The sequence below is a fragment of the Vibrio sp. 1CM7H genome, assembly GCF_023161645.1.
In the GTDB taxonomy this organism is placed as follows: Bacteria; Pseudomonadota; Gammaproteobacteria; order Enterobacterales; family Vibrionaceae; genus Vibrio; species Vibrio diabolicus.
The window spans coordinates 1-20,118 of the sequence record NZ_JALNTV010000003.1 but is presented as its reverse complement, the minus strand read 5'-3'; the positions used below and the strand labels follow the sequence as shown (position 1 = coordinate 20,118).

At 45.5% G+C, this 20,118-nt stretch carries 23 protein-coding genes and 1 tRNA gene; 19 read left to right on the top strand and 5 right to left on the bottom strand.

The features are described 5' to 3' along the window. Positions 1-127: 127 nt before the first annotated feature. From metK to ruvX, 8 genes are all read left to right on the top strand, one after another. Positions 128-1,282: a methionine adenosyltransferase gene (gene metK / locus MSG33_RS12235; protein WP_005381027.1), complete on the top strand. Its 1,155-nt coding sequence runs from the start codon at positions 128-130 to the stop codon at positions 1,280-1,282. 401 nt (positions 1,283-1,683) lie between these two features. Beyond that, positions 1,684-2,481, top strand: a complete 798-nt coding sequence (locus MSG33_RS12230; RefSeq protein ID WP_005393959.1) for a DUF2189 domain-containing protein — start codon at positions 1,684-1,686, stop codon at positions 2,479-2,481. Positions 2,482-2,549: 68 nt separating this feature from the next. Next, positions 2,550-3,047, top strand: a complete 498-nt coding sequence (locus MSG33_RS12225; protein ID WP_048626010.1) for a SprT family zinc-dependent metalloprotease — start codon at positions 2,550-2,552, stop codon at positions 3,045-3,047. A gap of 150 nt (positions 3,048-3,197) precedes the next feature. After that, positions 3,198-3,893, top strand: a complete 696-nt coding sequence (endA, locus tag MSG33_RS12220) for a deoxyribonuclease I (RefSeq protein ID WP_047008832.1) — start codon at positions 3,198-3,200, stop codon at positions 3,891-3,893. 116 nt (positions 3,894-4,009) lie between these two features. After that, positions 4,010-4,741, top strand: a complete 732-nt coding sequence (gene rsmE / locus MSG33_RS12215) for a 16S rRNA (uracil(1498)-N(3))-methyltransferase (protein WP_005393970.1) — start codon at positions 4,010-4,012, stop codon at positions 4,739-4,741. 13 nt (positions 4,742-4,754) lie between these two features. Continuing rightward, a complete protein-coding gene (gene gshB / locus MSG33_RS12210; RefSeq protein ID WP_006743090.1) occupies positions 4,755-5,705 on the top strand; it encodes a glutathione synthase in 951 nt (316 codons plus the stop codon). Between the two features lie 127 nt (positions 5,706-5,832). Beyond that, complete coding sequence (locus MSG33_RS12205) at positions 5,833-6,396, top strand: YqgE/AlgH family protein (RefSeq protein WP_248381420.1); 564 nt, start codon at positions 5,833-5,835, stop codon at positions 6,394-6,396. Between the two features lie 34 nt (positions 6,397-6,430). Next, entirely contained in the window at positions 6,431-6,856 is a 426-nt protein-coding gene (gene ruvX, locus MSG33_RS12200; protein WP_005381017.1) for a Holliday junction resolvase RuvX, read from the top strand. 61 nt (positions 6,857-6,917) lie between these two features. Here the strand turns inward: ruvX and MSG33_RS12195 are convergent, their stop codons facing one another. Together MSG33_RS12195 and MSG33_RS12190 are read right to left on the bottom strand one after the other, a co-directional pair. After that, entirely contained in the window at positions 6,918-8,024 is a 1,107-nt protein-coding gene (locus MSG33_RS12195) for a PilT/PilU family type 4a pilus ATPase (RefSeq protein ID WP_005381016.1), read from the bottom strand. Positions 8,025-8,054: 30 nt separating this feature from the next. Next, positions 8,055-9,095: a type IV pilus twitching motility protein PilT gene (locus MSG33_RS12190; RefSeq protein WP_005381015.1), complete on the bottom strand. Its 1,041-nt coding sequence runs from the start codon at positions 9,093-9,095 to the stop codon at positions 8,055-8,057. A 28-nt stretch (positions 9,096-9,123) separates the two neighbouring features. Here MSG33_RS12190 and MSG33_RS12185 point away from each other — a divergent pair, with 28 nt between their 5' ends. The 7 genes from MSG33_RS12185 (at position 9,124) to hemW (ending at position 14,178) form a co-directional block, all read left to right on the top strand. Further along, positions 9,124-9,825 (top strand): YggS family pyridoxal phosphate-dependent enzyme, encoded by a 702-nt coding sequence (locus MSG33_RS12185; RefSeq protein WP_134648191.1) that lies wholly within the window; start codon positions 9,124-9,126, stop codon positions 9,823-9,825. Positions 9,826-9,982: 157 nt separating this feature from the next. Next, positions 9,983-10,801 (top strand): pyrroline-5-carboxylate reductase, encoded by an 819-nt coding sequence (gene proC, locus MSG33_RS12180; protein ID WP_248381212.1) that lies wholly within the window; start codon positions 9,983-9,985, stop codon positions 10,799-10,801. A gap of 52 nt (positions 10,802-10,853) precedes the next feature. Continuing rightward, positions 10,854-11,411: a YggT family protein gene (locus MSG33_RS12175; RefSeq protein ID WP_012841393.1), complete on the top strand. Its 558-nt coding sequence runs from the start codon at positions 10,854-10,856 to the stop codon at positions 11,409-11,411. Next, positions 11,411-11,701: a DUF167 family protein YggU gene (yggU, locus tag MSG33_RS12170; protein ID WP_005393980.1), complete on the top strand. Its 291-nt coding sequence runs from the start codon at positions 11,411-11,413 to the stop codon at positions 11,699-11,701. Before MSG33_RS12175 ends, yggU begins: the two co-directional genes overlap by 1 nt. Before the next feature lie 127 nt (positions 11,702-11,828). After that, the gene (locus MSG33_RS12165; protein ID WP_005393982.1) at positions 11,829-12,260 is read left to right on the top strand and encodes a DUF4426 domain-containing protein; all 432 of its coding nucleotides are present in this window, start codon (positions 11,829-11,831) and stop codon (positions 12,258-12,260) included. A gap of 118 nt (positions 12,261-12,378) precedes the next feature. Continuing rightward, positions 12,379-12,981, top strand: a complete 603-nt coding sequence (locus tag MSG33_RS12160) for an XTP/dITP diphosphatase (protein WP_074191809.1) — start codon at positions 12,379-12,381, stop codon at positions 12,979-12,981. Between the two features lie 18 nt (positions 12,982-12,999). Beyond that, positions 13,000-14,178, top strand: a complete 1,179-nt coding sequence (gene hemW, locus MSG33_RS12155; protein ID WP_248381210.1) for a radical SAM family heme chaperone HemW — start codon at positions 13,000-13,002, stop codon at positions 14,176-14,178. A gap of 60 nt (positions 14,179-14,238) precedes the next feature. On the opposite strand, the gene glsB is transcribed toward hemW, so the two are convergent. From glsB to trmB, 3 genes are all read right to left on the bottom strand, one after another. Further along, the gene (gene glsB / locus MSG33_RS12150) at positions 14,239-15,159 is read right to left on the bottom strand and encodes a glutaminase B (RefSeq protein WP_005393987.1); all 921 of its coding nucleotides are present in this window, start codon (positions 15,157-15,159) and stop codon (positions 14,239-14,241) included. 98 nt (positions 15,160-15,257) lie between these two features. Beyond that, positions 15,258-16,286: a DNA methylase gene (locus MSG33_RS12145; RefSeq protein ID WP_248381208.1), complete on the bottom strand. Its 1,029-nt coding sequence runs from the start codon at positions 16,284-16,286 to the stop codon at positions 15,258-15,260. Between the two features lie 17 nt (positions 16,287-16,303). Then, positions 16,304-17,023, bottom strand: a complete 720-nt coding sequence (gene trmB, locus MSG33_RS12140; protein WP_085342616.1) for a tRNA (guanosine(46)-N7)-methyltransferase TrmB — start codon at positions 17,021-17,023, stop codon at positions 16,304-16,306. Positions 17,024-17,226: 203 nt separating this feature from the next. On the opposite strand from trmB, the gene mutY reads away from it, so the two are divergent. The 4 genes from mutY to MSG33_RS12120 all read left to right on the top strand — a co-directional run bounded on the left by mutY (position 17,227) and on the right by MSG33_RS12120 (position 19,989). Beyond that, positions 17,227-18,303: an A/G-specific adenine glycosylase gene (mutY, locus tag MSG33_RS12135; RefSeq protein WP_248381206.1), complete on the top strand. Its 1,077-nt coding sequence runs from the start codon at positions 17,227-17,229 to the stop codon at positions 18,301-18,303. Positions 18,304-18,322: 19 nt separating this feature from the next. Continuing rightward, positions 18,323-18,595: an oxidative damage protection protein gene (locus tag MSG33_RS12130; RefSeq protein WP_005381002.1), complete on the top strand. Its 273-nt coding sequence runs from the start codon at positions 18,323-18,325 to the stop codon at positions 18,593-18,595. Between the two features lie 78 nt (positions 18,596-18,673). Beyond that, positions 18,674-19,813: a membrane-bound lytic murein transglycosylase MltC gene (gene mltC, locus MSG33_RS12125; RefSeq protein WP_005393998.1), complete on the top strand. Its 1,140-nt coding sequence runs from the start codon at positions 18,674-18,676 to the stop codon at positions 19,811-19,813. A 100-nt stretch (positions 19,814-19,913) separates the two neighbouring features. Beyond that, positions 19,914-19,989 (top strand) — tRNA-Phe (locus tag MSG33_RS12120). The last annotated feature ends 129 nt before the right edge of the window (positions 19,990-20,118 follow it).

Below are 20,118 nucleotides of genomic sequence, written 5' to 3'. Positions count from 1 at the left end.
GCTTGTAATTCGAGCAATCAAATTTAGAATAGACGTCTAGATGTAGATACACCTACAAAAATTAGTATTAATTTGCGCTGGAGAGTTTATCATTCCCCAGTTTTAAACCAGATATAGTGGAGCTAACATGGCTAAGCACCTGTTTACTTCTGAGTCAGTATCAGAAGGTCATCCAGATAAAATTGCAGACCAGATTTCTGATGCGGTTCTTGACGCGATTCTAGAGCAAGATCCAAAGGCTCGTGTTGCATGTGAGACTTACGTTAAAACCGGTATGGTAATGGTGGGTGGTGAAATCACGACTTCAGCATGGGTAGACATCGAAGAGTTAACTCGTGAAACCGTTCGTGAAATCGGCTACGTACATTCAGATATGGGCTTTGACGCAGATTCTTGTGCGGTACTAAACACAATCGGTAAACAGTCGCCAGATATCAACCAAGGTGTTGATAAAGCTGACCCTAAAGAACAAGGTGCAGGCGACCAAGGCATCATGTTTGGTTACGCTTGTAACGAAACTGAAGTACTAATGCCAGCGCCAATTACTTACTCTCACCGTCTTGTTCAAAAGCAAGCAGAAGTTCGTAAAAACGGCACACTACCTTGGTTGCGCCCTGATGCAAAATCTCAGGTAACATTCCAATACGATCAAGGTAACATCGTTGGTATCGACGCGGTTGTTCTTTCAACTCAACACTGTGATTCAATCTCAACTTCAGACCTGCGTGAAGCGGTAATGGAAGAGATCATTAAGCCAGTGCTACCTTCTGAGTGGATCAACAAAGAAACAAACTTCTTCATCAACCCAACTGGTCGCTTTGTAATCGGTGGTCCTATGGGTGACTGTGGTCTAACAGGTCGTAAGATCATCGTAGATACCTACGGCGGCGCAGCTCGTCACGGTGGCGGTGCGTTCTCTGGTAAAGATCCATCAAAAGTTGACCGTAGTGCAGCATACGCAGCACGTTACGTAGCGAAAAACATCGTAGCGGCTGGCATGGCTGACCGTTGTGAGATCCAACTTTCTTACGCAATCGGTGTTGCGGATCCAACGTCTATCATGGTGGAAACGTTCGGTACTGAGAAAGTATCTCACGACATCATCATTGAAGCGGTTCGTCAATTCTTCGACCTACGTCCATACGGTCTACAAGAAATGCTTAACCTTCTTCAACCTATCTACAAGAAGACAGCGGCTTACGGTCACTTCGGTCGTGAAGAATTCCCGTGGGAAGCGACAGACAAAGCTGCACTTCTACGCGATTTCGCTGGCATCAAATAATCAAGCCAAGCAAGAATCAATCAAGCCCTCGCCTATGGCGGGGGCTTTTTATTTTCAGCAACTTTTATCCAGCCATTTCAGCTCATACCGCCCAGCCCCACAAAGCAGTCCTGTTTCTCCCTCATTTTTATACCGAATAAATTTTCAGCAATTATTTGTAAATTATCCCATCTCCGCCAATAGTTAAAATATTGTTAATTCCAATTTAAATAGAGACGTCGGATGCTGGCGACTGTGGCAGCAACACTTACGAAAGACACGAGTCAGGCATCTTTATGGCCGATACCAAACTAAGCCAATGCTCAGAAGTAAGCTTGAAAAAGTCGCTTCAAGTTTGACTGAACAAAAACCGCTGTCAGTTGGTATAAGCGGATAATGTGGGAATAAATCAAGGAGGAGTTATGCCTCGAACTGTTAATCCATCGGACTTCCACAACAAGCGAAAGGAAGTGCCAGATAACGAATACGCCAGAACCATACCGTGCAATACGGTCAATCTTTCTGCACCTTTTCATTGGCTCGCATTAGGTCTGCATGATTTCGTGCGAATGCCCCTCATCAGTGCTTTCTATGGCATCTGTTTTATGGCGGCTGCGATAGGTATTGTTTTGCTCGTACAATGGCAGGGCACACACTTGGTCGTCATGCCCAGTTTGATTGTTTATATGTTAATTGGTCCGTTTCTCGCGCTCGGTTTGTATGATGCCAGTTGGGAGAGAGAGCGCGGACACAAAGCTAGCTTGTTCCATTCAATGAAAGCGATCGGTCGTAACTCAACATCTCAATGGGCATTCGCCGTGTTACTCGCAGTGTGTATGATATTTTGGATGCGCATTGCCGCTCTACTTCATGCGCTTTACCCTTCTGTTCAAGGGGCATCTTTAAGTGAGTTCCTACCCTTCCTTGTCATAGGATCTTTAGTTGGCTTTGTTTTGGCTTGTGTGGTGTTTAGCATTTCAGCCTTTTCTATTCCGCTTATGATGGAGCGTCGCGTAGACATGATGACCGCTGTATTTACCAGCTTTAATGCCGTGAAATCCAACATTCCAGCGATGATTGTTTGGGCGGCGATCATCTGCGGCGGTATTCTTATCGGCTTTGCGACCTACGGGATCGGAATGTTGTTTACCATGCCAATTCTAGGCTACGGTACATGGCATGCTTACCATGCCACCATCAAGAAAAAACACACACCATAATTAACTGATGCTATGATCTGGCCCTCGCAAATGCGGGGGCTTTTTTATTTGATTTATCGAGGTGAATTGTGGATATAGAACTAAGCTATAAAGCCAAGCAAGTGATGGCGGACTGCATCGCGATGGCAGAGCAAGCTTTCAAACGTTCTTTCCCTATTCCAACAATCACCTTCAACGTCCGCGGGAAAGCGGCAGGAAAAGCCTACCTTCAATTGAATCAAGTGCGCCTGAATCCCGTTTTATTTCGCGAAAACACCCAAGCATTCTTAGATGAAGTCATTCCTCACGAGGTGGCACACCTGATTACTTATCAGGTTTACGGACGAGTTAGGCCTCACGGCAAAGAATGGCAAGGTGTCATGGAAGCCGTATTTAAAGTGCCCGCCAAAACCACTCACAGCTTTGAAGTAAAATCCGTTCAAGGTAAAACCTTTGAGTATCGTTGTGGCTGTATGACCTACCCTCTATCGATTCGCCGTCATAATAAAGTGCTGCGCAAAGAGGCGACGTACTCTTGTCAAAAATGCCGCCAACCACTTAACTTCACGGGCGTTCAGTTATCGTAATCTATATCTCATAGTGTTACTTGCGTTCCCAAAATAAAGATCGAGTTTATCAAAACCTTCCCTTCGCCACTTATTGTTAACTTACTCATCACTAAAGCCATTTTATGCGTGTTATCATGAATAAAGTCATACTTTATAAAGACTTTAATCATGAAATACCTATTCTCTCTGTTACTTATCGCGCTTTCTAGCACTGCGGTTGCCGCGCCACCAAGTTCATTCTCTGCCGCCAAACGTGAGGCGGTAAAAATTTATCAAGACCATCCAACGAGCTTTTACTGTGGCTGCAACATTCAATGGCAAGGCAAAAAAGGCTCCCCAGATTTAGCCTCTTGCGGTTACCAAGTCCGTAAACAGGAAAAGCGGGCCGCACGAATCGAATGGGAGCATGTGGTACCTGCGTGGCAGTTTGGCCACCAGCGTCAATGCTGGCAAGATGGTGGACGTAAAAACTGCAAGAAAAAAGACAAAACCTTTCGCTTGATGGAAGCAGACCTGCACAACCTAACCCCTGCCATTGGTGAAGTAAACGGTGACCGTTCGAACTACAACTTTAGCCAATGGAACGGTATCGATGGCGTGAGTTATGGTCGCTGTGAGATGCAAGTGAACTTTAAGCAGCGTAAAGTCATGCCACCAGACCGTGCTCGAGGTTCGATTGCTCGTACCTACCTATACATGAGCAAAGAGTACGGCTTTAAATTATCAAAACAGCAAACACAGTTGATGAGTGCTTGGAACAAAACCTACCCAGTCGATAAATGGGAATGTGAGCGTGACGAGCGCATTGCCAAAGTACAAGGCAATCATAACCCATTTGTTCAAAAAGCCTGTCGCGCACTCTAGTGCTCCTCTACCTTGAAGCGTTTCAATAACTGATATTGAAACGCTTCTTGCCCCTTGTTTTTTCGGTGTAAAGCATCCATGTTAGGGTTTAAGTTTATTCTCTTGCTGGAAATCTCATGCGTATCCCTCGAATTTATCATCCAGAAACCATTCATCAACTTGGCTCACTTGCTTTAAGTGACGACGCAGCAGGCCATATCGGCCGTGTTCTGCGCATGAAAGAAGGCCAAGACGTTCTCCTATTTGACGGCAGCGGCGCAGAATTCCCAGCGGTTATCAGTGAAGTCAGCAAAAAGACGGTTTTGGTTAACATTACCGAGCGTGTAGAAAACAGTATTGAATCCCCTTTAGACCTGCACCTTGGTCAAGTTATTTCACGTGGCGATAAGATGGAGTTCACTATCCAAAAGTCAGTGGAACTTGGCGTCAATACCATCACACCTCTGATTTCCGAACGTTGTGGCGTCAAGCTTGACCAAAAGCGCTTTGAGAAAAAACTCGCGCAATGGCAAAAAATCGCCATCAGTGCCTGTGAGCAGTGTGGACGCAATGTCGTTCCAGAAATTCGTCCAATTATGAGCTTGGAAGAGTGGTGTAAAGAAGAGTACGATGGCTTAAAGCTCAATCTTCATCCTCGTGCTAACTACTCAATCAACACACTGCCAACACCTGTTGAGAAAGTGCGCCTACTGATCGGCCCTGAAGGCGGTTTATCGTCTGAAGAGATCGAGATGACTCGAGAATATCAATTTGAAGAAACGCTACTCGGCCCTCGCGTTCTGCGCACCGAAACAGCGGCTCTGACAGCAATTACAGCCTTACAAGTTCGTTTCGGCGATCTTGGTTAAACGGAGAAAAATAATGATCAAACTCGGCATTGTGATGGACCCAATTTCGTCCATTAACATCAAAAAAGACTCTAGCTTTGCCATGATGCTTGAAGCGCAACGACGCGGCTATGAAATCCACTACATGGAAATGAATGATCTGCATCTCGATCAAGGCGTTGCCATTGCAGATACTAAAGTGGTGGAACTAAAAGAAGATCCAAACGGTTGGTACGAGTTCAAATCAGAGCAAACGATCGAACTGTCTGAGCTAGACGCTGTACTAATGCGTAAAGATCCTCCGTTTGACACAGAATACATCTACGCGACTTACATCCTTGAGCGTGCAGAAGAACAAGGTGCATTGATCGTTAACAAGCCTCAAAGCTTACGTGATTGTAACGAAAAGCTGTTTACAGCATGGTTCCCAGAGCTGACACCTACAACTATCGTGACGCGCAAAGCAGAGAAAATTAAAGAATTTCGTGAAAAACATGGTGATGTCATCCTGAAACCGCTTGATGGTATGGGCGGCGCGTCCATCTTCCGTGTGAAGGAAAACGATCCAAACGTCTCTGTGATCATCGAGACATTGACTAACCACGGTCAAAACTACGCAATGGCACAAACCTTCGTACCAGACATCAGCAACGGTGACAAACGTATCCTAGTCGTAGATGGCGAACCTATGCCTTACTGTCTAGCACGCATTCCTGCTAAAGGCGAAACGCGCGGCAACCTTGCAGCTGGTGGCACAGGTGAGGCTCGACCACTAAGCGAGACCGATATTAAGATTGCTCAAACTGTGGCTCCTACACTGAAAGAAAAAGGCCTTATCTTTGTTGGCCTTGACGTAATTGGCGATAAGCTAACGGAAATCAACGTCACCAGCCCAACCTGTATTCGCGAAATTGAAGCGGCTTTTGACATCTCAATCACTGGCAAACTGATGGATGCGATTGAGCGTCGAGTAAAAGGCGAATAACTCAAACTGTATTACAGTTAATAGAGAGCGTAGTACATTAACTTAAGCAAAGTCATGCACATACCTAGAGGTAAACTGTATGATGTTTGCTTAGGGGCATTTACGAGAGTTAAGGGTCAATATGAGTATGAATCTCACAAATCACTTTTTAGTTGCCATGCCTGGGATGAAAGATCCGTACTTTCAAAACAGCGTGATCTACGTTTGTGAGCACAACGAAGACGGCGCTATGGGGTTGATGATCAATGCTCCTGTTGATATCACCGTCGGCAACATGCTCAAGCAGGTGGAAGTTCAGCCGGTACACCCGCGTCTATTTGAAGCCAGTTTAGATAGACCAGTCTACAATGGCGGCCCAATCTCGGAAGATCGTGGTTTTATTCTGCATAAACCTAAAGATTACTACGAGTCCAGCGTCCAAGTGACCGATGACCTCGCAGTAACCACTTCACGTGATATTCTTTCGGTGTTAGGAACAGAAGCAGAACCAAGTGATTACTTAGTGGCACTTGGCTATTCAGGTTGGAGTGCAGGCCAATTAGAAAGTGAGCTGGTCGAAAACTCTTGGCTCACCATTGAAGCGACGCCTGAAATTATCTTTAATACACCAATCAACGAGCGTTGGAAGAAAGCGGTCGAAAAGCTGGGCATCGACCCCAGTCATCTTTCAGCAGACTCTGGACATGCTTAGTCCGAAATACAGTTACATTAGATAGAGACACCTTATGTCACGCACAATTATGGCTTTTGACTTTGGAACCAAAAGCATTGGTAGCGCTATTGGCCAAGAAATTACTGGTACAGCTTCCCCATTAAAAGCCTTTAAAGCCAATGACGGTATTCCAAATTGGGACGATATCGAAAAGCAAATCAAAGAGTGGCAGCCAGATTTGCTAGTGGTCGGTTTACCAACTGATCTTCATGGCAAAGACCTTGAGACCATAACCCCTCGTGCACGAAAATTTGCTAAGCGTCTGCAAGGCCGATACGGCTTACCTGTTGAACTGCATGATGAGCGTTTATCTACAGCAGAAGCTCGTGCGGAGTTGTTCAGCATGGGCGGCTACAAAGCCCTATCGAAAGGGAATGTGGACTGCCAGTCAGCGGTGGTGATTCTAGAAAGCTGGTTTGAAGCCCTCTGGGGTGAGTAAAAACTTCAAGCACAATGAAAAAAGGTTGGCTTCTGCCAACCTTTTTTGTTTCTGGATTGGATTAATCCATATCGATCTTAACGTTCGCCAAACTGCCCGTAGAGAATGCTTCACCACGCTGCGTTTTCAACATCAAGCGCAGATCATTCGCCGAGTCGGCACTGTGCAGCGCATCCTCTTCGCTGATCTTACCTTGCATCACCAACTTATAAAGAGATTGATCGAACGTCAGCATACCAAACTCATTTGAGCGAGCCATGGTTGACTTCAACTCATGCAAATCTCCGCGACGGATCAAATCAGATACTCGTGGGCTATTTAGCAAGATCTCAAATACACCATGACGCCCCTGCCCATTTTTGTCTCGGATCAGCTGCTGACCAACCACACCTTTTAGGTTCATCGACAAATCAAACAAGAATTGTTCTTTTTGATCTTTCGGTACCAAGTGAAGAATGCGCTCTAAGGCTTGGTTGGCGTTGTTGGCGTGCAAAGTTGCCATACACAAATGGCCTGTTTCAGCGAATGTCATCGCGTATTCCATTGTTTCACGGCTACGGATCTCTCCAATCAAAATCATATCTGGCGCTTGGCGCAGCGAGTTTTTAAGCGCAACTTCATAGCTTTCCGTATCTAACCCAACTTCGCGTTGAGTCACGATACAGCGCTTGTGCTCATGCACGAATTCGATCGGATCTTCGACCGTCAAAATGTGTCCCGTCTTGTTGCTGTTTCGATAGCCCGTCATTGCCGCCATTGTGGTGGATTTACCTGACCCAGTAGCACCAACCACCAGCACCAAACCACGCTTGGCTATCGCTAAATCTTGCAACACTAACGGTAACTTTAATTGCTCAAAGGTGGGAATATTGGTTTCAATACGACGAATCACCGCACCCGGTAATTCCCGTTGAAAAAAGGCACTAACACGGAAGCGGCCACAATCTCTCACAATGGCAAAATTCGACTCACGACTTTTACGAAATTCCTGACGCCGATCTGGCTCCATAGCACTGTCGAGTAATGCCGCTACATCACTCTCGGTGAGTTTTTCACCTTGTGGTCGCAATTCGCCATCCACACGAAATAGAATTGGCGCTCCAACCGTGATGTAAAGATCCGACGCTTTCAGCGCCAGCATGCCTTCGAGAAATTTATCTAGATCCATCTTCCGTATTCACCATTATCTGTATGAACGTTACGAGAATTGCTGCACTTCTAACCCGATCTTACTATCGACCTCTTCACGAGCAACCATACCTTGCGCCATTAACTGACGAGCATTTTGCTCCATGGTTTGCATGCCGTGAGCCGCACCAGTTTGAATGATCGAATACATCTGCGCGACTTTGTCTTCACGGATCAAGTTACGAATCGCAGGCGTTGCCATCATGATTTCATGGCATGCAATACGGCCACCACCATTACGTTTCAATAATTTTTGTGCGATAACCGAACGAAGGGATTCAGAAAGCATCGAGCGCACCATATCTTTATCACTACCAGGGAACACATCGATAATACGGTCAATGGTTTTTGCCGCCGAGCTGGTGTGTAACGTGCCGAACACTAAGTGCCCCGTTTCCGCTGCCGTTAACGCAAGGCTGATGGTTTCTTTGTCACGCATCTCACCAACCAGAATGACATCCGGGTCTTCACGTAATGCGCTGCGCAGTGCGTTTTGGAAACTATGCGTATCACGGTGTACTTCACGCTGGTTGATCAAACATTTATTGTTGTTGTGAACAAATTCAATCGGATCTTCAATTGTGAGTACGTGCTTGTTGTGATTACGGTTAATGTAGTCAACAATGGCTGCTAAGGTCGTCGATTTACCAGAACCTGTTGGGCCAGTAACCAGAACTAAGCCTTTTTCAGCGTTCGCAATTTTTTTGAAGATCTCGGGAGCTTCCAGCTCTTCCAAAGTTGGAATGCTACTTGGAATGGTACGGAATACTGCCGCACAGCCACGAGATTGGTTGAAAGCGTTGACACGGAAACGACCAACGTTATGCAACTCAAAAGAGAAGTCGACTTCGAGTTTTTCTTCGAACTCACTGCGTTGGGCATCGTTCATGATTTCGAAAACCAAACGATGCACTTCTTGGTGTGTAAACGCTGGAATGCCTAGTTTTCTCACATCCCCATCAATACGAACCATTGGTGGGACACCTGCAGAAAGATGTAGATCCGAGGCATTATGTTTTACACTAAAATCCAGTAACTCAGTGATATCCATTTAAAATCCTTAAGTCTAAAGTACAGCTATGAGTAGTATTCAACAAAATATTGAACATATCACCTCTCAAATTCGATATGACGAGCAAAAATGTGGTCGAACTCCAGAGTCAGTGCAACTTCTAGCGGTAAGCAAAACTAAACCTGTCGAGGCAATTCTCGAAGCCCACCAAGCGGGACAAACCGCCTTTGGTGAAAACTACGTCCAAGAGGGCGTCAGTAAAGTTCAGCACTTTGCCGAGCATTATCCAGATAATCGAATCGAATGGCACTTCATTGGCCCGATTCAGTCGAATAAATCGCGACTTGTTGCCGAACATTTCGATTGGGTTCACACCATCGATCGAACCAAGATTGCTCAACGCCTGAATGATCAGCGTCCAAGCGAACTTAAACCGCTACAAGTTCTGATTCAGGTTAACACCAGTGGTGAAGCATCTAAGTCTGGTGTCACCGAAGCGGAAGTATTCGAGCTGGCGGAGTTGATTTCTCGCCTACCCAACCTCACTTTAAGAGGGTTGATGTCGATTCCTGCCAACGTGTCTGACTACGAATCACAACTTCATGAGTTTCAGAAGTTGGCCACATTGAAGCAAACACTCGAAGCTCAGTTCCCAGAAATCGATACATTATCAATGGGAATGAGTGGTGATATGACCGCTGCAATCGAAGCTGGTAGTACAATGGTTCGTATTGGAACCGCTATTTTCGGCGCACGAGACTACAGCTAAATTAACAAAACGCTCACTCGCGACATAAATTCGTCGTTAAATTAAAGAGTAAATCGCGCAATCATCTTACTCGCCAATAGGAGCAGTAAGTAACAGCGGCGCCATTATACACCTGAGCGCACAACAAACTCTAAATATCATGATGGAAATCAGACAAATGGAACATAAAAAAATCGCCTTCATTGGTGCTGGCAACATGGTGAGAGCCATTGTTTCTGGCTTGGTTGCTAACGGATACCCAGCGCAAAACATTACCGCGACAGCTCCTTCAGAGGCACGCCGTCTTCCGCTAGAACAAGATTTTGGCATCCGTACCACCAGCGATAACATCCAAGCTGCGACTGAATCGGATGTGGTGGTATTGTCTGTGAAACCGCAAATGATGGCGGATGTTTGTAAACCACTGCAAGCGATCGATTTCACTAATAAACTGGTGATTTCTATTGCCGCTGGCATCAACTGTTCACGATTGGATGATATGCTAGACACCAAATTGAACTTGGTTCGTGTTATGCCAAATACGCCATCACAACTTGGGTTGGGCATGAGTGGTTTATTCGCACCAGCCCATGTAACAGAGCAAGACAAAGCTTTTGCCGCAGAGTTGATGGAAGCGGTCGGTAAAGTATGTTGGGTTGAGCAAGAGTCTGGTATCAATAATGTGATTGCCGCAGCAGGCAGTGCTCCGGCATACTTCTTCCTGTTTATGGAGGCAATGCAAGCAGAAGCGATTGCTCAAGGCTTTGATAAAGACACCGCTCGACTATTGGTTCAGCAAGCTGCATTGGGCGCGGCCAGTATGGTGGTTAGCAACCCAGAAACTGAGCTATCGACCCTGCGTGAGAATGTGACATCGAAAGGTGGGACAACGGCAGAAGCACTGCGTACATTCAACGAACATCAACTTTCAGATATTGTTGCTAAAGCCATGCAAGCTGCTGTGGCTCGCGCGGAAGAAATGGAAAAACTGTTTTAATTATTTGGATGAACTCCGTTTAGTATCATCCATCACTTGTTAAGGGTACCTTATGAATTCAATGAGTTTTCTCATCTCAACCCTATTTGACCTGTACATCATGGTCGTAATTTTGCGAATTTGGTTGCAAGCTGCACGCGCAGACTTCTACAACCCATTCTCGCAATTCATAGTAAAAGCGACTCAGCCAGTCATTGGTCCACTGCGCCGCATTATCCCTTCCGTGGGGAATATTGACCTAGCAACCGTGTTGTTTGCCTACGTCTTGTGTGTGCTTAAATTTGTCGTTCTGATCCTGATAGCTTCGAACGGTTCCGTCTCTTTCAGCGCGGATTTCTTGTTCTTGGGCTTGTTATCATTAATCAAAGCCGCTGGAGGTCTGCTGTTCTGGGTACTATTGATCCGTGCAATTTTGAGCTGGGTAAGCCAAGGTCGCAGCCCTATCGAGTACGTATTCCATCAATTAACCGAGCCAATGTGCGCACCAATCCGTCGTATTATTCCGGCTATTGGTGGTCTTGATTTGAGCGTACTGGTACTGTTTATCGGCTTGCAGTTCGCGAACTTCTTGATGGGTGATATCATTGGTCCAATTTGGTTCCAGTTATAATGTCAGCCGCAGTTTGGCAAGATGGCGAGGACATCATCCTAAAGCTCTATATTCAACCTAAAGCAAGCCGCGATAAAATTGTTGGCTTGCATGGTGAAGAGCTCAAAATCGCCATTACTGCTCCACCTGTCGATGGCAAAGCTAATGCGCACCTAACTAAGTTCTTAGCCAAGCAGTTTAAAATCGCTAAGGGTTTGGTTCACATAGAAAAAGGTGAATTAGGACGGCACAAACAAATTCGGATAGAATCACCTACCCAGATACCGACAGAAATTAAAGCCATCTTATGATGGCTTTTTATTTACAATTTTGTACCACACTTACTAGTACCAATGACTGAGTTCGCATTTTTACCCCGTGACCAAGGTAAAATTGCGGCTATGGTTGTTTTATAACAAGTGCTTTGAGGAAGTAACAATGAGCAAATGGATTACCGCATTACTGATCAGCCTATTGTCGTTACCAAGCTTCGCCGATCAGTTTAAAAATATGAAAGATATCGAAGTACACTATGTCGCGTTTAACTCGACATTCTTAACACCGAAAGTCGCACGTAGCTACGATATCAAGCGTAATGGATACCTCGCTGTGGTTAATATTAGCGTGCTAGATAGAGCTTCATTGGGTAAACCTGCATTAGAAGCAAAAATTGCTGGACGCGCGAAAAACCTCATCGGCCAAACTCAGACCTTGTCCTTTCGTGAAGTCAAAGAAGGCAATGCGATATACTATTTAGCCGAACTGCCAATTACCCACGAAGAAACTTTTACTTTCGATATTGACGTAAAAGCTGGAAACAAAGGCTCAGGTAAGCTTAAATTCACCCAGAAGTTTTATGTTGAAGAGTAATTGGGTTGTGATGATCCAAAAGCTTTTGGATCTAAGCAGGCTAAAAACTACTTATTAGTTAAAGAATATCTAGAGGAGAACGATTTGTTCTCCTCTATCACTATTAAAAGAGATTCCCATGAAAAAAATTGTGCTAGCAACTGGTAACCAAGGCAAAGTTCGTGAAATGGCAGATTTGTTGTCTGACTTCGGCTTTGAAGTATTAGCGCAAAGTGAATTCAATGTATCGGAAGTAGCTGAAACGGGCACAACGTTCATTGAAAACGCAATCATTAAAGCTCGCCATGCCGCGCAAGAAACTGGGCTTCCTGCGATTGCAGACGACTCTGGCTTAGAAGTCGATTTCTTAAAAGGCGCTCCGGGCATTTACTCTGCACGTTACGCAGGCGAGAACGCATCTGATCAAGAGAATCTAGAAAAATTGCTAGCGGCAATGGAAGGCGTACCAGAAGCAGAACGTACAGCACGTTTCCACTGCGTATTAGTCCTCATGCGCCACGAGAACGACCCAACGCCTATCGTCTGCCACGGTAAATGGGAAGGCCGCATTCTAACTGAAGCACACGGTGAAAATGGCTTTGGCTACGACCCAATCTTCTTTGTTCCTGAAAACAACTGTGCGTCAGCCGAACTTGAACCTGCACGTAAAAAACAACTGTCTCACCGCGGTAAAGCGCTCAAGTCGTTGTTTGCTCAACTGTCTGAGCAAGTGTCTCAGTAATCACGAGCGAATTAGACCATGTTAACGCCCCCAGCACTCAGCTTGTATGTACACATCCCTTGGTGTGTACAAAAGTGCCCGTATTGCGACTTTAACTCTCACGCGCTCAAAACCGAGATTCCAGAAGAAGAGTACATCAGTGCCCTTCTAGAAGATTTGGATACCGACATTGAGAAATACCTCCTTAACGAAGCGCCACGTCCACTGCATTCAATCTTCATTGGTGGTGGTACGCCGAGTTTGATTTCGGCAGAAGGCATCGAGCGTCTACTTAAGGGCATTGAAGCGCGTATTCCGTTTAAGCCAGAAATTGAGATCACCATGGAAGCTAACCCAGGCACCATTGAAGCAGAGCGTTTTGTTGGCTACCGCAAAGCTGGTGTAACGCGTATCTCTATCGGCGTGCAAAGCTTTGAGCAACAGAAGCTTGAGCGTTTGGGGCGCATTCACGGCCAAGACGAAGCCGTCAATGCTGCTAAGCTGGCGCACCAAATCGGTTTGAACAGCTTTAACCTCGATCTCATGCACGGCTTACCAGATCAAAGCATCGAACAAGCCTTGGCAGATTTGGACAAAGCTATTGAGTTGGCACCGCCGCACCTGTCTTGGTATCAGCTGACCATCGAACCAAACACCATGTTCTACTACAAGCCACCAACGCTACCTGACGATGATGACTTGTGGGATATTTTCGAGCTCGGACACCAAAAACTTTCAGCCGCGGGTTATGTGCAATATGAAATCTCGGGTTACAGCAAGCCGGGCTATCAGTGTCAGCACAACCTCAACTACTGGCGCTTTGGCGATTACCTTGGTATTGGTTGTGGCTCTCATGGCAAACTCAGTTTTACCGACGGGCGTATTATTCGAACGACAAAGGTAAAACACCCGCGTGGCTATTTAGCGGCTTATCAAAATATGGTCAAACCTTATCTGCATACAGAACATGTCGTCGCGGATGAAGACCGTCCATTCGAGTTCTTTATGAACCGATTCCGCTTAATGGAAGCATGCCCGAAGCAAGATTACGTGGACACCACAGGCTTGCCGCTCAGTACGATTCAAGAAACTATTGATTGGGCGTTAGAAATGGGCTACTTGAGTGAAACCGCCACTCATTGGCAAATTACTGAAAAAGGGAAGCTCTTCCTTAATGACTTGCTCGAAGCCTTTATGGCCGAAGAAAGCGAAGAGTAACGCAGCCCAAAAACAAAAAAGCCTCTCAATTGAGAGGCTTTTTATATAGAACATTCAACATTAGAAAATCGAACGGCCAATTCGCTCCGATAGCAATTCAAGCGCCTTAGTACCAGCAAGGGAGTTACCTGAAGGGTCAAGCTCTGGAGACCATACTGCAATGGTCATTTCGCCAGGTACTACCGCGATAATGCCACCACCGACACCAGACTTACCAGGCATGCCAACACGATAAGCAAATTCGCCCGCGCCATCATACAGGCCACACGTTGCTAACAGTGCATTAAGTTGTTTGGTTTGCACGGGAGAAACAACGGGCTTACCCGTTTGTACCGATGTGCCCTTATTTGCCAAATAGCTAAACGTTTTAGCCAAGTCGACACAGCTCATCTTCAGTGCACAAGCGTGGAAGTAGTTTTGCAGCACTGGAATTACTTCATTTTCGAAGTTACCAAACGAGCGCATGAGATATGCAATCGCCGCATTCCGATCACCATGCATCATTTCGGATGCCGCGACGACTTTGTCATACACAATATGAGTATCACCAGAAAGCTGACGTACAAATTCCAATAGGCGCTGACGAGGTGCAGATAAGCGAGTTTGCAACAGATCCGCCACAACTATCGCTCCAGCATTAATAAAAGGATTGCGAGGAATACCTTGCTCCATTTCTAGCTGGATTAGCGAGTTAAATGCCTGCCCCGAAGGCTCTTTTCCCACTCGAGACCAAATTTCTTCTTGCTTGTACAAGCACATCGCTAACGTCAAGCTCAATGCTTTTGAAATAGATTGGATAGAGAAAGGTTCATCGGCATCGCCCGCCTTAATAACCTCACCTTCGTTGGTGTATACCGCAATACCTAACTTGTTGCTGGGTACTTTTGCCAGAGCAGGAATGTAATCAGCCACTTTGCCTTGGCCGATTAAAGGGCGCACTTCCGCCAAAATATCTGTCAAAATTTCCACTGTCGGTTTCATTCTCTACCTTCTATTTACAAGAGAACTCGTTGAGCTCAGAGGTAAAAAAAGCCAACGTGTCGTTGGCTTTTCCATAGGGTTCGTTCGACTCAAGTCGATTATGGTTTTACTGCCACAATAATATTGCGGTTGATAGATTGATCAACACGGTGAAGATAACCGATGTAAGGCTCTTCTGAAAGTACCTTCCAACCTTGCTCTTCAAATAATGCCGCGACGTCTTTCCATTTCAACGTAAATTCATTGAAAGACAACACCACTGAACCTTGTTTTTTCAGTACCACTTTCCATGCAGGCAGAGCCTCTTTTAAAAGCTCTAGTGGGCTGCGGTTCAGTTTGCTGTCCTTGGCATTTTTGCTGCCGTGCTGCACACCATAAGGCAGATCAGACACCATCACATCAACTGAGTTCTTTTTCACGACTTGATCAGCGATACGAGTATCAGCCGAATACAGCTTCATAAACTGAAGATTGCCTTGGTTGTAATCTTCTTTATTTGCTGCAGCTTCAACCACGAAACCATCCGCCACTTTCTTGCCACCCGCAGTACGCTTTTCTTTGCTCACTTTGTGCTTAAAGCGGCCATTCTTCATGAACTTAACGATAAAGGTCTGGATCTCTTGCACCCACTTGGCATTGATCTCTACCCCCACCACGTTCAAACCATGGATCAAGCCTTCAAACAAGGTTGTACCTTTACCACACATTGGATCCATTAAGGTCAGCTGCTCACTTCCCGTATTGGACGCACTAATGCCGATATTCACCATAAAGCGAGTAAACTGCTCGTTTGTTTTCCCGGTATAACGCAGAATCTGACTCATGCTTTCCGGGAAAGTATTGAACGCTGGCGCTTGAATTGGTCGAAGTAAACCATCTTCGCGCACTTCAAATAGTGCATAGTAAATCGAAGAGGCTGCGATTCTTCGCGTCTGCTCATCGCTTAGAGCTTCCTGACAAGAAAACACCAACGCTGCAGGTAAGCCAACCTCTTTACTACCAATTTCTGTCACATCCACGCCTTGTGAAGCTAAAATTGCTTTTAGCTCTGAACAGGCAATGGTCATTGCGCTATCAAAGTAAATTCGGTTATGACCCGGATTCGCTAATATCGCGTAATGGTACATCCCATGAACTCCTCTAGTTACGCGATACGCTTATATTTGATATCCCACACACCGTGACCAAGACGGTGACCACGAGCTTCAAACTTCGTTAAAGGACGGTCGTCTGGACGAGGAACGAAATCACCATCTTTAGCAATGTTTTCGAAACCTGGCGCTTGGTTCATAACTTCAATCATGTGCTCTGCGTAGTTTTCCCAGTCTGTCGCCATGTGGAAAACACCTTCATTAGGGATCAGCTTCTCACGAACCATTTCAGCAAAACCTAATTGAACGATGCGACGCTTGTGGTGACGTTTCTTGTGCCAAGGGTCTGGGAAGAACAACTGCAGTGTCGATAGGCTACCGTTTGGAATCATATGCTCAAACACTTCCACTGCGTCATGGCACATCACACGCAGGTTAGTAACTCCCGCCTCACGCGCATCCGCAAGACAAGCACCAACACCCGGGCTGTGTACTTCGATACCAATGAAGTTCTTCTCTGGTGCATTCTTTGCCATTTCAACCAATGAAGCACCCATACCAAAACCGATCTCAAGCACTACTGGGTTATCGTTGCCAAACACTTCTTTCCAATCGAGAAGTTCAGCTTTGAAGTCAATACCCATCGTTGGCCAGCATTCATTCATCGCGCTCTCTTGACCTTTAGTCAAACGCCCTTCACGGCGCACAAAGCTGCGGATTTTGCGGATCAGCTTTCCGTCTTCGTTGTATTCGTTAGTGGTTACTTCACTCATTGATTTTGCCTGCACATTGATTAATCAAAGCGGGGATTATCCAAAGAATTTACTGAGGTGCAAGTATTTGTTGAGCTCTTGGCCTATGGCAGCCCAAAAGCAATAGCACACCTCTTTATATCCCTACTGTTTATCCGTTGTACTTCTTGCCCATTATGTGGTGCAATTTTGCACCTAACAAATAATAGAATACAGAGCAAGTCGTGACACCTTTCGCCAATGCCATCCTAGAATGGTATGACGCATATGGAAGAAAAGATCTTCCGTGGCAACAAAATAAGACCGCATACAGTGTCTGGTTGTCTGAAATCATGCTTCAGCAAACTCAGGTCACTACGGTTATTCCGTATTACCAACGTTTCTTAGAGCGTTTTCCAACCGTGATCGATCTTGCCAATGCTGAGCAAGATGAAGTCCTGCACCTTTGGACTGGCTTAGGGTATTACGCCCGAGCCCGTAACCTTCACAAAGCAGCACAAGAGGTCGCCTCTACATACAATGGTGAGTTTCCTCTTGATATAGAGAAAATGAACGCCTTACCGGGGATTGGCCGCTCTACCGCAGCCGCCGTTTTATCGTCTGTGTATAAACAACCACATGCGATTCTTGATGGCAACGTGAAGCGCACCCTATCCCGCTGTTTCGCAGTCGAAGGATGGCCAGGACAAAAAAAGGTTGAAAACCAGCTGTGGGAAATTGCCGAAACGCACACCCCACAAACGGACGTAGATAAGTATAACCAGGCAATGATGGACATGGGCGCAATGGTCTGCACACGCAGCAAACCCAAATGTAGCCTCTGCCCTGTTGCGGATCTGTGTGTGGCAAAACAACAAGGCAATGTGCTCGACTACCCGGGTAAAAAACCGAAAAAAGACAAGCCAATCAAGCAAACTCGTTTTGTAATGCTTCACCACAGCACCGAGAATGGTCATGAAGTGTGGTTAGAACAAAGACCACAAACAGGCATTTGGGGTGGCTTATTTTGCTTCCCGCAAACCGAACATGTGGATGTAGAAAGCGACATTGAATTGCTACTGGATCAACGTGGCATTCAAGCCAGCAATATCAAACAGCAGCAAACACTGATTACCTTTCGCCATACCTTTAGCCATTACCACCTCGATATCACGCCAATTTTGATTGATTTATCAAAGCAACCGGACGTGATAATGGAAGGCAACAAAGGTCTTTGGTATAACTTATCTAAACCTGAAGAAGTCGGTTTAGCCGCGCCAGTAAAACTATTGCTGGAAGCGCTACCCCACGAACTTCGTTAATTGAATACAAGGAGTCATTATGAGCCGCACTGTATTTTGTGCTCGACTAAAAAAAGAAGGCGAAGGTCTAGACTTTCAACTTTACCCTGGTGAACTAGGTAAACGCATTTTCGACAACATCTCGAAAGAAGCGTGGGCTCAGTGGCAACACAAACAAACCATGTTGATCAACGAAAAGAAACTCAACATGATGGATCCAGAGCACCGAAAACTGATCGAAACAGAAATGGTAAACTTCCTCTTTGAAGGAAAAGACGTTCATATCGAAGGTTACACACCGCCGAGCGAATAAAGTTGCTTGAGTTAAAACAATGACATCACAACCACTTGTGGTGTCATTTTTCTATTACCTTCAATAGCCCTGATACTTATGAAAAAAATTGTCTTTATTGCTGCCGCACTTTTAATGGCTGGCTGTAGCCGTGAATTCGTCGAAAAGATTTATGACGTCAACTACGAGCCCACAAACCGTTTTGCCAATAACTTAGCTGAGCTACCTGGACAATTTGAAAAAGATACCGCCGCGTTGGATGCCCTGATCAATAGTTTCTCTGGTAATATTCAAAAGCGCTGGGGTAAAAAAGAAATTAAGTACGCAGGCAAAAGTAATTACGTCAAATATATCGATAACTACCTTAGCCGTGCCGAAGTCGACTTTCGCAAAGGCGTGATCACGATTGAAACCGTATCACCGACCGAGCCCCAAAAGCACCTCAAAGAGGCGATTGTCACTACCTTACTCACGCCAGACGATCCAGCTCACGTCGACTTGTTCTCCTCAAAAGGAATCACGTTAGAAGGGCAACCATTTCTGTATAAACAAGTTGTCGATCAAGACAATAAGCCAATTCAGTGGTCTTGGCGGGCAAACCGATTTGCGGAGTATCTCATCGCAAACAAGATCAAGACCAAAGACGTTGATTTCAAGAAAGCGTATTACGTCGAAATCCCCATGGTTGAAGACCATTTTTCAACACGCAGCTACCAATACGCCGATATCGTGCGCCGAGCTTCCAAGAAATACGATATTCCAGAAGATTTGATATACGCCATTATTAAAACCGAGAGCAGCTTCAACCCGTACGCAGTAAGTTGGGCAAATGCGTATGGCTTAATGCAAGTTGTACCTAAAACCGCCGGTCGAGACGTATTCAAGCTCGTGAAAAAGCGCTCAGGCCAGCCAAGCCCGGAATATTTGTTTAATCCAGAAAACAACATCGATACCGGTACTGCGTATTTCTACATCTTAAAAAATCGTTATTTAAGAGAAGTCCATCACCCAACCTCTCTCGAGTACAGTATGATTTCCGCTTACAATGGTGGTACTGGAGGTGTTTTAAACACATTCCATCGCAGCGATCGCAAACGCGCAATGCAAGATCTTAATTCGTTGCAACCCAACCAAGTTTATTGGGCATTAACTAAGAAACACCCGAACGCAGAAGCACGTCGTTACCTAGAAAAAGTTACAAATTTCAAAAAGGAATTTAACTCAAAGCAAACTTTGTAGTGACAGTTGAATAAAAAGCGTTCGAACAAGCACTTTTTTGAAATTATTTAAAAAAAGTGGTTGACGCAAAGCGGGAAAATCCGTTTAATAGCGCTCCGTCGCCCGGATAGCTCAGTCGGTAGAGCAGAGGATTGAAAATCCTCGTGTCGGTGGTTCGATTCCGCCTCCGGGCACCACAATTTGATTTGTTGGTGTCTTAACGAAATGTTATAACACGGACAAAAGCACAAAGAATAAAGTGTGCCGACTTAGCTCAGTAGGTAGAGCAACTGACTTGTAATCAGTAGGTCACCAGTTCGATTCCG